This is a genomic window from Streptomyces stelliscabiei, assembly GCF_014873495.1.
In the GTDB taxonomy this organism is placed as follows: domain Bacteria; phylum Actinomycetota; class Actinomycetes; order Streptomycetales; family Streptomycetaceae; genus Streptomyces; species Streptomyces bottropensis.
In genome coordinates, this window is the sequence record NZ_JADBGF010000001.1 from 8,499,878 (window position 1) to 8,512,730 (window position 12,853).

Annotated in this window: 10 protein-coding genes; 8 read left to right on the forward strand and 2 right to left on the reverse strand. The window is 71.9% G+C overall.

Translation table 11 applies throughout. The annotated features are described in order from the left end of the window. Nucleotides 1-6: 6 nt before the first annotated feature. From H4687_RS37420 to H4687_RS37455, 8 genes are all read left to right on the forward strand, one after another. Complete coding sequence (locus tag H4687_RS37420; protein ID WP_046919204.1) at nt 7-1,392, forward strand: ThuA domain-containing protein; 1,386 nt, start codon at nt 7-9, stop codon at nt 1,390-1,392. 126 nt (nt 1,393-1,518) lie between these two features. After that, a complete protein-coding gene (locus H4687_RS37425) occupies nt 1,519-2,763 on the forward strand; it encodes an inositol-3-phosphate synthase (protein ID WP_046919203.1) in 1,245 nt (414 codons plus the stop codon). Continuing rightward, the gene (locus tag H4687_RS37430; RefSeq protein ID WP_046919202.1) at nt 2,760-3,662 is read left to right on the forward strand and encodes a sugar phosphate isomerase/epimerase family protein; all 903 of its coding nucleotides are present in this window, start codon (nt 2,760-2,762) and stop codon (nt 3,660-3,662) included. The genes H4687_RS37425 and H4687_RS37430 overlap by 4 nt, the downstream gene beginning before the upstream one ends. Continuing rightward, entirely contained in the window at nt 3,659-4,369 is a 711-nt protein-coding gene (locus H4687_RS37435; RefSeq protein WP_046919201.1) for an EboA domain-containing protein, read from the forward strand. Before H4687_RS37430 ends, H4687_RS37435 begins: the two co-directional genes overlap by 4 nt. After that, nucleotides 4,369-5,217, forward strand: coding sequence for a TatD family hydrolase (locus H4687_RS37440; RefSeq protein WP_046919200.1), 849 nt, complete (start codon nt 4,369-4,371; stop codon nt 5,215-5,217). The genes H4687_RS37435 and H4687_RS37440 overlap by 1 nt, the downstream gene beginning before the upstream one ends. A 3-nt stretch (nt 5,218-5,220) precedes the next feature. Further along, nucleotides 5,221-6,390, forward strand: coding sequence for a metabolite traffic protein EboE (gene eboE / locus H4687_RS37445; RefSeq protein ID WP_046919199.1), 1,170 nt, complete (start codon nt 5,221-5,223; stop codon nt 6,388-6,390). After that, complete coding sequence (locus tag H4687_RS37450; RefSeq protein ID WP_046919198.1) at nt 6,387-7,814, forward strand: nucleotide pyrophosphatase/phosphodiesterase family protein; 1,428 nt, start codon at nt 6,387-6,389, stop codon at nt 7,812-7,814. The genes eboE and H4687_RS37450 overlap by 4 nt, the downstream gene beginning before the upstream one ends. Nucleotides 7,815-7,900: 86 nt before the next feature. Further along, nucleotides 7,901-8,947, forward strand: coding sequence for a sugar phosphate isomerase/epimerase family protein (locus H4687_RS37455; RefSeq protein ID WP_046919197.1), 1,047 nt, complete (start codon nt 7,901-7,903; stop codon nt 8,945-8,947). Between the two features lie 75 nt (nt 8,948-9,022). Here H4687_RS37455 and H4687_RS37460 read toward each other — a convergent pair whose 3' ends face one another. Both H4687_RS37460 and H4687_RS37465 read right to left on the reverse strand, forming a co-directional pair. Further along, entirely contained in the window at nt 9,023-10,411 is a 1,389-nt protein-coding gene (locus H4687_RS37460; RefSeq protein ID WP_046919196.1) for an OFA family MFS transporter, read from the reverse strand. 306 nt (nt 10,412-10,717) lie between these two features. Further along, on the reverse strand, nt 10,718-12,850 hold the full coding sequence (locus H4687_RS37465) for an acetate--CoA ligase family protein (protein ID WP_050399358.1): 2,133 nt from the start codon (nt 12,848-12,850) through the stop codon (nt 10,718-10,720). Between the last annotated feature and the right edge of the window lie 3 nt (nt 12,851-12,853).

The window sequence follows — 12,853 nt, forward strand, 5'->3', positions numbered from 1 at the left end:
GGCGCCATGCCGACGAACCGACGACTGCTGACCGCGCTGGCCGGCGCCGCCCTGCTGATCGGAGGCGTGTCGGGACCGGCCGTGTCCGATGAGGCGGGCCGCTCCGGGGGGCACGTGGACGAACGCCGGGTGCTGGTCTTCTCCAAGACCGCCGGCTTCCGGCACGACTCGATCCCCGAGGGCGTCACGGCCGTACGGGAACTGGGCGCGGCCCACGGCTTCGCGGTCGACGCCACGGAGGACGCGGGCGCCTTCACCGCCCGCAACCTGCGTCGCTACGACGCCGTGGTGTTCCTCTCGACCACGGGTGACGTCCTCGACCCGGGCCAACAGCGCGCGTTCGAGCGGTACATCGAGCGCGGGGGCGCCTACGTGGGCGTCCACGCGGCCGCCGACACCGAGTACGACTGGGCCTTCTACGGCGGACTCGCGGGCGCGTACTTCCAGTCGCACCCCGCGATCCAGCCCGCCACGGTCGATGTCGAGGACCACGCCCACCCGGCCACCGCCGGGCTGGGCGCGACCTGGAACCGCACGGACGAGTGGTACAACTACCGCTCCAACCCCCGGGACCGGGCCCATGTCCTCGCCTCGCTCGACGAGTCGTCGTACAGCGGCGGCACCATGAACGGCGACCACCCCATCGCCTGGTGCCAGGACTACCAGGGCGGCCGAGCCTTCTACACCGGCGGCGGCCACACCAAGACGTCCTTCGCCGAACCCGCCTTCCGCCAACACCTGCTCGGCGGCATCCGGTGGGCGATCGGCGAGTCCCAGGCCGACTGCCGCCCGGAGAACGGCTATCGGCCGCTGTTCGACGGTGCCTCTCTGGACGGCTGGCGGCAGGCGGGTCCGGGCTCGTTCACCCTGTCCGACGACGGCACGCTCACGTCGTCCGGCGGGATGGGCATGCTCTGGTACGCCGACCGGAGCTTCGGGTCGTACTCCCTGAAGCTCGACTGGCGGATGTCCGGCGCCTCCGGCGACGACAACTCCGGGGTGTTCGTGGGCTTCCCGCCCTCGGACGACCCCTGGTCGGCCGTGAACAACGGCTACGAGATCCAGATCGACGCCACCGACGTGCCCGAGAGGACCACCGGGTCCGTGTACGGCTTCCGGTCCGCCGACCTCAGGAAGCGCGACCGCGCCCTGAATCCGCCGGGGGAGTGGAACACCTACGAGATCCGCGTGGAGGGCGAGCGCCTGCGCGTCTGGCTCAACGGCGTGAAGATCAACGATTTCACCAACACCGATCCGGTACGGAGCCTGCGCGAGGGGCACGTCGGCCTCCAGAACCACGGGGCCGGGGACCAGGTGTCCTTCCGTGACGTCCGGATCAAGGAACTGCCCGCACGGGCCGCCGACCGGGCGGACTCGCCGCCGGGCGACTGAGCGACGGCGGGCGGGGGACGCCGGACCTCCGCCCGCCGTCCTGTCCCTTCTCCCTGTTTCTGTTCCCTCTTCCCCCACGGAGGGTTCCCGGCCCTTCCCACCCCTGGCCCGACGAGGAGACTGCCCATGTCCGCGTCCGTGTCCGTCACCCCACCGCGCGTCGGCGTCTGGCTGATCGGAGCACGAGGTTCCGTCGCCACCACCGCCGTCGCGGGCTGCGCGGCCGTCACGGCGGGCCTGCACGCCCCGACGGGCATGGTCACCGAGACCCCCCTCTTCGCCGGGACGTGCCTTCCGCCCCTGTCCGCCCTCGTCTTCGGCGGCCACGACACGGTCGACTGCCCCCTGCCCAAACGGGCCGAGGCCCTCGCGGCCGGGGGAGTCCTGCCGCACGGCCTTCCGGCGGCCGTCGCAGCCGAACTGGCCGCCGCCGACAGGGAGATCAAGCCCGGAGGCCCCCTCCCGGGCGACACCAGGACCCCCGACGAGCTGATCTCCTCCCACGCCGCCGACATCCAGGACTTCGTACGCCGCCGGAACCTGACCCGGGCCGTGGTGGTGAACGTCGCCTCCACGGAACCCGCGCCCACCGGCGCCGCCCTTCCTCCCAGCTCCCTCTACGCGGCGGCCGCCCTCCGCGCGGGCTGCCCCTACGTCAACTTCACCCCCTCGACCGGTCTCCGCCACCCGCTACTGGCCCCGCTCGCCGTCTCCGCCGGCCTCCCGTACGCGGGCCGCGACGGCAAGACCGGTCAGACCCTGCTCCGGTCCGTCCTCGGCCCGATGTTCGCCCAGCGGGCCCTGGCCGTCCGGGCCTGGTCCGGCACCAACCTCCTCGGCGGGGGCGACGGCGCCGCCCTCGCCGACCCGGCCGCCGCCGCTGCCAAGAACGCCGGCAAGGAACGTGTCCTGACCGACAGCCTGGGCGCCACCCCCGAGGGCGAGACCCATATCGACGACGTCCCCGCCCTCGGCGACTGGAAGACCGCCTGGGACCACATCGCCTTCGACGGTTTCCTCGGCACCCGGATGGTCCTCCAGACCACCTGGCAGGGCTGCGACTCCGCCCTCGCCGCCCCTCTGGTCCTGGACCTCGCCCGTCTCCTGGCCGGGGCCCACGCGGCGGGCCTCACCGGGCCCCTCGCCGAGCTGGGCTTCTACTTCAAGGACCCGGTGGGGGACGGTCCGACGGCCCTGGGGGAGCAGTACGCGGCGCTGGCCGGGTTCGCGGAGCGGCTGCGGCCGGGGGCGCCATCCCGGACGCGGCCCCGGCGCGACCCGGAAGCCGACGCGGGAGCCGAAGCGGGCGCCGACCCGGAAGCCGACCCGGAAGCGGGGCGTGCGGCCGAACCGCGCGAGGAGACGCGATGAGCCGCCACGACACCCCCCTCTCCTTCGGTTACGGCACCAACGGCCTCGCCGACCTCCGACTGGACGACGCCCTCGCCCTCCTCGCCGACCTCGGCTACGACGGCGTCGGTCTGACGCTCGACCACATGCACCTCGACCCGCTCGCCCCCGACCTCGCCGCCCGCACCCGACGCCTCGCCCGCCGACTGGACGCCCTCGGCCTGACCGTCACCGTGGAGACCGGCGCCCGCTATGTGCTCGACCCGCGCCGCAAACACGGCCCCACGCTGCTGGACGCCGACCCCGACGACCGTGCCCGCCGGGCCGACCTGCTGCTCCGCGCCGTACGCATCGCCACCGACCTCGGCGCCCACGCCGTGCACTGCTTCAGCGGCGTCGCCCCGCCCGGCACGGACGAGGACACCGCCTGGAAACGTCTGCCCGACGCGCTCACCCCCGTCCTCGACGCCGCCACCGCCGCCGGCGTCCCCCTCGCGATCGAACCCGAACCCGGTCACCTCCTCGCCACGCTCGCCGACTTCCACCGCCTGCGCGAGACCCTCGGGGACCCCGCCGCCCTCGGCCTCACCCTGGACATCGGTCACTGCCAGTGCCTCGAACCCCTCCCTCCCGCCGACTGCGTCCGCGCCGCCGCGCCCTGGCTCCGCCACGTCCAGATCGAGGACATGCGACGTGGCGTCCACGAACACCTCCCCCTCGGCGAGGGCGAGATCGACTTCCCCTCCGTCCTCACGGCGCTGGCCGCCGTCGACCACCGAGCCCTGACCGTCGTCGAACTGCCCCGCCACTCCCACGCCGGCCCGCACTTCGCCGAGCAGTCCCTCGCGTTCCTCGAACGGTCCCTCGGCCTCCGCCTCGGCGCGACCGGCCGCACCACCCTTCCCGGGAGCACCCCGTGATCCACCACCACACCCCGGCCGGACCGAAGGCCCACCCGGCGCACACCACCCCCGCCGACCTGCACCGCCACCTCGACGCCCATCTCACCGCCGGCGCCCGCACCTGGCTGGCACGGGCGCTCGACGAGGCCGCCGACCATCCGGGCACCCATGGCCCCCTCGCCGTCTGGGAGCTGCGCCTCGCCGAGGCCGGCCGGCGCTGCGGAACCGAACACGCCGACGCCGTCCGCGTCCTGATCCTGCACGCGGCCCGCGCCGACGCCGACGCCCTCACCCGGGTCTACGACCAGGGCACCGCCGACGAACGCAGAGCGGTGCTGCACGCGCTGCCCCACCTCGTGCCCGGCCCCGAGGCGCTGCACCTCGTCGAGGACGCCCTGCGGACCAACGACACCCGTCTCGTCGCCGCCGCACTCGGCCCGTACGCCGCCCACCGTCTGGCCCCGCACCACTGGCGGCACGCCGTGCTCAAGTGCCTGTTCACCGGAGTGCGCGTCGACGAGATCACCGACCTGGCCCGCCGCTCCCGCGGAGACGGCGAACTCGCCCGCATGCTCGGCTCCTTCGCCGAGGAACGCACCGCCGCGGGCCGTCCCGTACCCGAGGACCTGCACCGCGTCCTGGCCCTGACCGCGCCCCCACCGGCCGACGAGCACGACCTCGACAGCGCCCACGGCATCCACGGCACTCACGGCAAGGAGTCCTGATGCGCATCTTCGACCCCCACATCCACATGACGTCACGCACCACCGACGACTACGAGGCGATGCACGAGGCAGGCGTGCGCGCGGTCGTCGAGCCGGCCTTCTGGCTGGGCCAGCCCCGCACGTCGGCCGCCTCCTTCGTCGACTACTTCGACTCCCTGCTGGGCTGGGAGCCCTTCCGCGCCGCCCAGTACGGCATCGCCCACCACTGCGCCCTCGCCCTCAACCCCAAGGAGGCGAACGACCCGCGGTGCACACCGGTGCTGGAGCGGCTGCCCCGCTATCTGCTCAAGGACGGGGTCGTCGCCGTCGGAGAGATCGGCTACGACTCCATGACCCCGGCCGAGGACCACGCGCTCGAACACCAGCTGCAACTGGCCGCCGACCACGGCCTGCCCGCCCTCGTCCACACCCCGCACCGGGACAAGCTCGCCGGGCTGCGCCGCACCCTGGACGCCGTACGGGCCTCGGCCCTGCCCGTCGAGCGGGTGCTGCTCGACCACCTCAACGAGACCACCGTCAAGGAGGCCAGGGACAGCGGCGCCTGGCTCGGGTTCTCCGTCTACCCGGACACCAAGATGGACGAGGAACGCATGGTCGCCGTCCTCAAGGAGTTCGGCCCGGAGAAAGTCCTGGTCAACTCCGCCGCCGACTGGGGCAGAAGCGACCCCCTCAAGACCCGCAAGGTCGCGGACGCCCTGCTCGCCGCCGGGTTCGACGAGGACGACGCCGACCTCGTGCTGTGGCGCAACCCCGTCGCCTTCTACGGACTCAGCGGCCGCCTCGCCCTGGACGTCACCGCCACGGACGCCACGCACGAGGGCAACAGCATCCTGCGCGGCGGTGAGTGACCCGTGCGCTTCCGCCACCCCGACGGCTCCACCGTCCACCTCGCCTACTGCACCAACGTGCACCCCGCCGAGACCCTCGACGGCGTCCTCGCCCAGCTGCGCGACCACTGCGAGCCCGTACGCCGCAGGCTCGGCCGCGACCGCCTCGGCATCGGCCTGTGGCTGGCCAGGGACGCCGCCACGGCCCTGGTGACCGACCCGTCCGCCCTGCGCGGCCTGCGCGCCGAACTCGACCGGCGCGGCCTGGAGGTCGTCACCCTCAACGGCTTCCCCTACGAGGGCTTCGGCGCCGAGGAGGTCAAGTACCGCGTGTACCGGCCCGACTGGGCGGACCCCGAGCGCCTCGACCACACCACCTCCCTCGCCCGTGTCCTCGCCCGGCTGCTCCCCGACGACGTGACCGAGGGCACCATCTCCACCCTCCCCCTGGCCTGGCGCACCGCCTACGACGACACCCGAGCCGCCCGCGCCCACGCCGCCCTGCGCACTCTCGCCGAACGCCTCGACGCCGTGGCCGAGCTGACCGGCCGCTCCATCCGCGTCGGCCTGGAACCCGAACCCGGCTGCACCGTGGAGACGACCGCCGACGCCATCGGCCCGCTGACCGCCCTCGGTCACGACCGCATCGGTGTCTGCGTCGACACCTGTCACCTCGCCACCTCCTTCGAAGACCCGCACACCGCCCTGGACGCGCTCACCCGAGCCAGCGTCCCCGTCGTCAAATCCCAGCTCTCCGCCGCCCTGCACGCCGAACACCCGCACCTCCCCGAGGTCCGCCAAGCCCTCGCCGCCTTCGACGAGCCCCGCTTCCTGCACCAGACCCGCACCCACCCCGCCGCCGGTCTGCGCGGCACCGACGACCTCGGCGAAGCACTCACGGGCGACGTGCTGCCCGACGCCTCCCCCTGGCGCTCCCACTTCCACGTCCCGCTCCACGCGGCCCCCGCCGCACCCCTCACCTCCACGCTCCCGGTCCTCAGGACCGTCCTCGCCCACCTCGTCGGCGGCCCCCACCCCCTCACCCGCCATCTGGAGGTCGAGACCTACACCTGGCAGGCCCTGCCACCGGAGCTGCGCCCCGGCACCCGCGCCCAGCTCGCCGACGGCATCGCCGCCGAACTCGCCCTCGCCCGGGACCTGTTGACGGACCTCGGCCTCAAGGAGCTGCCATGAGCCGGGACGGCACCGCCCCGCACCCCAACACCGCTTCCGCGCCCGCGTCCGGCCCTGCCCCTCTCCTCGTCCTGGACGTCGTCGGCCTCACCCCCCGTCTCCTCGACCACATGCCCCACCTCAAGGCCCTCGGACAGTCCGGCTCCCGCGCCCCGCTCGGCACCGTGCTGCCCGCCGTCACCTGCGCCGCCCAGTCCACCTTCCTGACCGGCACGCTCCCCGCCGAGCACGGCATCGTCGGCAACGGCTGGTACTTCCGCGAACTCGGCGACGTCCTGCTGTGGCGCCAGCACAACGGCCTCGTCGCCGGCGACAAACTCTGGGACGCCGCCCGGCGCGTCCACCCCGGCTACACGGTCGCCAACATCTGCTGGTGGTACGCCATGGGCGCCGACACCGACTTCACCGTCACCCCCCGTCCCGTCTACTACTCCGACGGCCGCAAGGAACCCGACTGCTACACCCGGCCCCCGGCCCTCCACGACGAACTCACCGACACACTGGGCACGTTCCCCCTGTTCCACTTCTGGGGCCCCGGCGCCGATCTCGTCTCCAGCCGCTGGATCATCGAGGCGACCCGCCACATCCTCCGCACCCGCCGCCCCGACCTGGCCCTGTGCTACCTCCCCCACCTCGACTACGACCTGCAGCGCCACGGCCCCGACGACCCGCGCTCCCTGAAAGCGGCCGCCGACCTCGACCGGGCCGTGGCACCCCTGCTCGACGACGCCCGCGCGCAGGGCCGAACCGTCGTCGCGCTCTCCGAGTACGGCATCACCCGCGCCGACCGCCCCGTCGACATCAACCGCGCCCTGCGCCGCGCCGGCCTCCTGGAGGTGCACACCCAGGACGGCATGGAGTACCTCGACCCGATGGCCTCGCGTGCCTTCGCGGTCGCCGACCACCAGATCGCCCACGTCTACGTACGCCGCCCCGAGGATCTGGACGCCACCAGGGAAGCACTCGCGGTCCTGCCCGGCATCGGTCAACTCCTCGACGACGAGGGCAAGAAGGCCCACCACCTCGACCATCCCCGCTCCGGCGAACTCGTCGCCGTCGCGGAGCCGGACGCCTGGTTCACGTACTACTACTGGCTCGACGACGACCGTGCGCCCGACTTCGCGCGCACCGTCGAGATCCATCGCAAACCCGGCTACGACCCGGTCGAGCTGTTCATGGACCCGCGCGACCCGTATGTGAAGCTCAAGGCGGCCACGGCACTGGCCCGCAAGAAACTGGGCCTGCGCTACCGCATGGCGGTCGTGCCGCTGGATCCCTCGCCTATTCGCGGCAGCCACGGCCGCCTGCCCGCGAGCGACGACGACGGTCCGCTCATCATCTGCTCCACCCCCCGAGCCGTCGGTGACCGTGTCGCGGCCACCGATGTGAAAGCACTCCTGCTCCGACTTGCCGGTCTCTCCTGACCGGTACTCAGGACCCCCAGGTCCTGACTGGTCACAAGTGAAGCACTCACCACTGACAACGCCCGCCCGTCCCAAGGAGTTCCAGCATGAGCCGCACCTCCCAGCCCGATCCCGAACTCACCCACCGCCTCAGCAGACGAGGCATGCTCGGCGTGGCCGCCGGCGCCACGGTCGCCGCCCTGCTGGGCACGGCCGCCCCCGCCCAGGCCGCGGGCGGCACCGAGGCGGCCGCCTCGGACCAGGGCGGCCGCCCCGTCCTCCCGCCCGGCCGCCTCGGCATCCAGCTCTACAGCCTCCGCGACAAGGTCTCCACCCTCGGCTTCGCCCCCGTCTTCGCCGAGCTGGAGAAGTACGGCTACGACGAGGTCGAGTTCGCCGGCTACACCCAGGGCTCGGCGGGCGCCATCACCCTCACCCGGCTGAAGCGGCTGGCCCGCGACCACGGCCTGAACCCGATCGGCAGTCACGTCGGCTACTACGCGAGCGACCCGAACGCGTACACCTTTGCCCAGAACCTCACCAAGGTCCTCGATGACGCCCAAACCCTCGGCCTGAAGCACATCGGCACCGCCGCCGGCCCCTTCCGCTACGGCACGACCGTCGACGCGGTGAAGCGGGCCGCCCACGAGTTCAACACCTACGGCGCGGCCGCCAGGGCGCGGGGCATGAAGTTCTACCAGCACAACCACTCCGAGGAGTTCTCCTTCGCCACCGACGACCCCAAGGTCCGCCTCTACGACGTACTGCTCCGCGAGACCGACCCCGACCTCGTCTTCCTGGAGATGGACATCTTCTGGGCGTACGTGGCCCAGTTCCGTTTCTCCAAGCGGCCCGACGGCACCGCCGCGCCCTTCGAGCCGCTCGACTACGTCACGCGCCGCCCGGACCGCTACCCGCTGTTCCACGTCAAGGACGGCGAGAGCGACCCGTCGAACCCGTACGGCTACCGCATGACGGACGTCGGCGACGGCGACATCGACTACCGGAAGTTCATCTCGGCCGTCAACGATCTGAAGGGGTCCCGCCGCGCCCACCACTGGCAGGCCGAGCACGACAACCCCGCCGAGTCCTTCACCTTCGCCCGCCGCTCCAGCGAGCACCTGCACTCGCTGCGGGAGAAGTGCGGCGAGTAGAGGTCGAGAACGAGGACGCAACGCCGACGCCCGGCTGGGATCTCCCAGCCGGGCGTCGGCGGAAACACTGCAGCGCTAGTCCGTGTCCCGGCTGATCGGCATCGGGTTGGCCGTCAGGCTTTTCGCCTTCGGCCGGCCCGGTGGGGTCAGGAAGAGGGCGATGAACGCGGCGAACAGTGAGATCGAGCCCGCCAGGGTGAATGCCCCGTTGTGGCCCCAGTTGTCCACCACGACCTTTCCCATACCGGCGCCGAGCAGGCCGGACACGAGCTTGGAGCTGTAGACCAGCCCGTAGTTGGACGCGTTGTTGTTCTCGCCGAAGTAGTCCGCCGTCATCGCCGCGAACATCGGGAAGATGGCGCCCCCTCCGAACCCGGAGATGCTGGAGAAGAGCAGGAACAGCGGCAGGTTCTTGAGGTCGGCGGACCACAGGATTCCGTACTGCGAAAGGCCGAGGACGATACAGACGAAGATCAGGCAGCGCTTGCGTCCGTAACGGTCCGACAGCCAGCCGATCACACCCCGGCCGGTGCCGTTGACGATGGCCTTCATCGACATGGCCGTCGCGACGATGCCGCCGGCGAAGCCGGCCTCCTCGCCTATGTCGACCTGGAAGGCGATGCCGAAGATGTTCACGCCCGAGGTGCACAGCAGGCAGAACCACATCAACGCGACGCGCCCGGTCCGCCAGGCCTCCCCGGGGGTGTACTGCCTCACGGCCGGCGGGTTCATCGCCAGTGCGCGACGGGCCCGCGGGTCGTCCGGCGGTCGCAGCGGGTCGACCTCGGCAGGCCACCAGTTCTTCGGCGGGTCCCGGAAGAAGTAGCCGGCCACGGCCACCGTCGTGGCCAGGAGAAGGCCGACCGAGACGAGGACCCAGCGGAAGTTCGTCAGGTCCATGTAGTTGGTGAAGAGGAAGACGAACGGCACGGAGCCGTAGGCGAAACCGCCGTTGACGAAGCCGGTCTTGCCTCCCTTGCGCTCCGGATACCACTTGCCGACCATGTTCACGCAGGTCGCGTACACCATGCCCGCACCCATACCGCTGAACATGCCGAACCCGACGTACGCGACGATCACATGCGGCGCGAACGCGAGGGACAGATAGCCGAGCAGCGTGCCGAGTGCGCCGAGCATCATCGCCCAGCGGGCGGGCAGTTTTCCGCTCTCCCTGAGCTTTCCGGCGGGGAAGGCCACGGCCGCCTGGAAGAACACCCAGACGCCCAGCATCCAGAAGATGTGCCCGTCGTTCCAGCTGTGTGCGATGTGCAGCGTGTCCTCGGCCGACGCGAACGCGTACTCGGCCGAGCTGATGCCCATCATGCCGATCCACGGCAGGATGACCATCCACTTGCGCCGACGGCCCATGATGTCGATATCGGTCTCACCGAGCCGATACACACGGCCGTTCCGGTCCGTCACCTCCCTGTAGGGGACGGGTGTCGAGATGTCGGTGGTAGTCATGACGGATTGCACCCCTTGTGTCGAAAGAGCTGGCCAGCGCCCCCTGTCCCATTCCTTTCGTGCTTTCGGGGTCGGGGGCGGTCCCAGGCCGCCCCCTCCTCGATCACCTCATCGCCCGCCCCCCAGCAACCCCGCGGCCCGCGCCCACCGAGCTGTGTCGTGCCCGGGGGCAACCCCCGGACCCCCGGCCGGGTGCCGGTGCGCCCGTGCCGCTCACAGCAACCCCGCGGCCCGCGCCCACCGAGCTGTGTCGTGCCCGGGGGCAACCCCCGGACCCCCGGCCGGGTGCCGGTGCGCCCGTGCCGCTCACAGCAACCCCGCGGCCCGCGCCCACCGATACTTCGCGCCGAGGACGGCCACCGGCTTCTCGGTCGTGTATGGGTACGCCACGACCCCGTGCTCGAAGAGGTACTGGCACGCCTCCTCGACCTCGACGTCGCCCGCGAGCGACGCGACGACCGGCTTCTCGATGCCCCGCTCACGGAACTCGGCCACCACGCGCGCGGTCAGCTCGGCGAACGCCATGGGCGGGGTGACGATGGTGTGCCAATAGCCGAGGACGAGCGCGTGGATGCGCGGGTCCTCCAGGCCCAGCCTGATCGTCGCCTCGTACGTCGACGGGGGCTCGCCGCCGGTGATGTCCACCGGGTTGCCGGCGGCCCCGAACGGCGGGATGAACGCGCGGAAGGAGGCGTCCAGGTCCGGCGGGATCTCCATCAGGGTCAGCCCGTTGTCGGTGACCGCGTCCGACAGCAGTACGCCGCTGCCCCCGGCTCCCGTGATGATCACGACGTTGTCGCCCTGCGGAGCGGGCAGCACCGGCAACGCGCGCGCGTACTCCAGCATCTCGTTCAGCCCCGGCGCCCTGATGACACCGGCCTGCTTCAGGATGTCCTCGTACACGGCGTCGTCGCCCGCCAGCGCGCCCGTGTGCGAGCCCGCCGCCTTCGCCCCGGCCGCCGTACGGCCCGCCTTGAGGACCACGACCGGTTTCTTCGGGACGGTCGCCCGCGCGGCCTCCACGAAGGCCCGCCCGTCCTTCAGGTCCTCCAGGTGCATCGCGATGCACTCGGTGCGCGGGTCCTCGCCGAACCAGGTCAGCAGGTCGTCCTCGTCGAGGTCCGACTTGTTGCCGAGCCCGACGATCGCCGACACACCCGTCTTCGTGGTCCGCGCGAACCCCAGGATGGCCATTCCGATGCCACCGGACTGCGAGGTCAGGGCGACCCCGCCCTTGACGTCGTAGGGCGTGCAGAACGTGGCGCAGAGGTCGTGCCACGTCGAGTAGTAGCCGTAGATGTTCGGCCCGAGCAGCCTTGTGCCGTGCCGCTCGGCGATCGCCACGATCTCGTCCTGGAGTTCGTGCTCGCCGGTCTCCGCGAAACCCGACGGGATCAGTACGGCGTTGGGGATGCCCTTGCGGCCCACCTCCTCCAGCGCCGCGGCCACGAACTTGGCGGGGATCGCGAAGACCGCCACATCCACCTCGCCGGGAACGTCCGTGACACTCTTGTACGCCTTGCGGCCCAGAATGTCATCGGCCCTGGGGTTCACCGGATGGATCTCGCCGGAGAAGCCGCCGTCGACGAGGTTGCGCATCACCGAGTTGCCGATCTTGCCCTGCTCGTTGGAGGCGCCGATCACGGCCACCGCCGAGGGCTGCATCAGCCGGCGCATCGACGTGAGGATCTCCTCGCGCGTGTACCGCCGCCGCGGCTTCGGCACCGACTCCGCGAGGATCACCCGGATGTCGGCCGCGACCGCGCCCTGCGGGGTCGCGATCACCGGGTTGAGGTCCACCTCGGCGATCTCCGGGAAGTCCGTGACGAGTTCGGAGACCCGGCGGATCTGCTCGGCGATCGCCCACCGGTCCACGGCGGGCGCCCCGCGCACCCCGCGCAGGATCTCCGCCGCGCGGATCGAGTCCAGCATGGACAGCGCCTCGTCCGCGTCGACCGGCGCGAGCCGGAACGTCACGTCCTTGAGGACCTCCACCAGCACTCCGCCGAGCCCGAACGCGACGACCTTCCCGAACGTCTGGTCGGTGACCGCGCCGACGATGACCTCCTGCCCCTGCGGCAGCAGCTCCTGCACCTGGACGCCCTCGATCCGGGCGTCCGGCGCGTACGCGCGCGCGTTGTCGACGATCCGGTGGAAGGCGGCCCTCACGTCCGCCGCGCCCTCCACCCCGACGATCACACCGCCCGCGTCGGTCTTGTGCAGGATGTCCGGCGAGACGATCTTCATCACCACCGGCCCGTCGAAGCGCGCCGCGAACGACACCGCCTCCTCGACGTCCCGCGCCAGCTCCTCGCCGGGTACGGCGATCCCGTACGCGTCGGCGATCACCTTGCCCTCGGGAGCGGTCAGCGCGCCGCGGCCCTCGGCCCGTACGGCGTCGAGGAGGCCACGCACCCTCAGCACCCGGTCTTCGGCCATCAA

Excerpts from the sequence above, each read along its gene's own strand:
- H4687_RS37420 (WP_046919204.1), top strand. The coding sequence starts at position 7 with ATGCCGACGAACCGACGACTGCTGACCGCGCTGGCCGGCGCCGCCCTG.
- H4687_RS37425 (WP_046919203.1), top strand. The coding sequence starts at position 1,519 with ATGTCCGCGTCCGTGTCCGTCACCCCACCGCGCGTCGGCGTCTGGCTG.
- H4687_RS37430 (WP_046919202.1), top strand. The coding sequence starts at position 2,760 with ATGAGCCGCCACGACACCCCCCTCTCCTTCGGTTACGGCACCAACGGC.
- H4687_RS37440 (WP_046919200.1), top strand. The coding sequence starts at position 4,369 with ATGCGCATCTTCGACCCCCACATCCACATGACGTCACGCACCACCGAC.
- H4687_RS37450 (WP_046919198.1), top strand. The coding sequence starts at position 6,387 with ATGAGCCGGGACGGCACCGCCCCGCACCCCAACACCGCTTCCGCGCCC.
- H4687_RS37455 (WP_046919197.1), top strand. The coding sequence starts at position 7,901 with ATGAGCCGCACCTCCCAGCCCGATCCCGAACTCACCCACCGCCTCAGC.
- H4687_RS37460 (WP_046919196.1), bottom strand. The coding sequence starts at position 10,411 with ATGACTACCACCGACATCTCGACACCCGTCCCCTACAGGGAGGTGACG.
- H4687_RS37465 (WP_050399358.1), bottom strand. The coding sequence starts at position 12,850 with ATGGCCGAAGACCGGGTGCTGAGGGTGCGTGGCCTCCTCGACGCCGTA.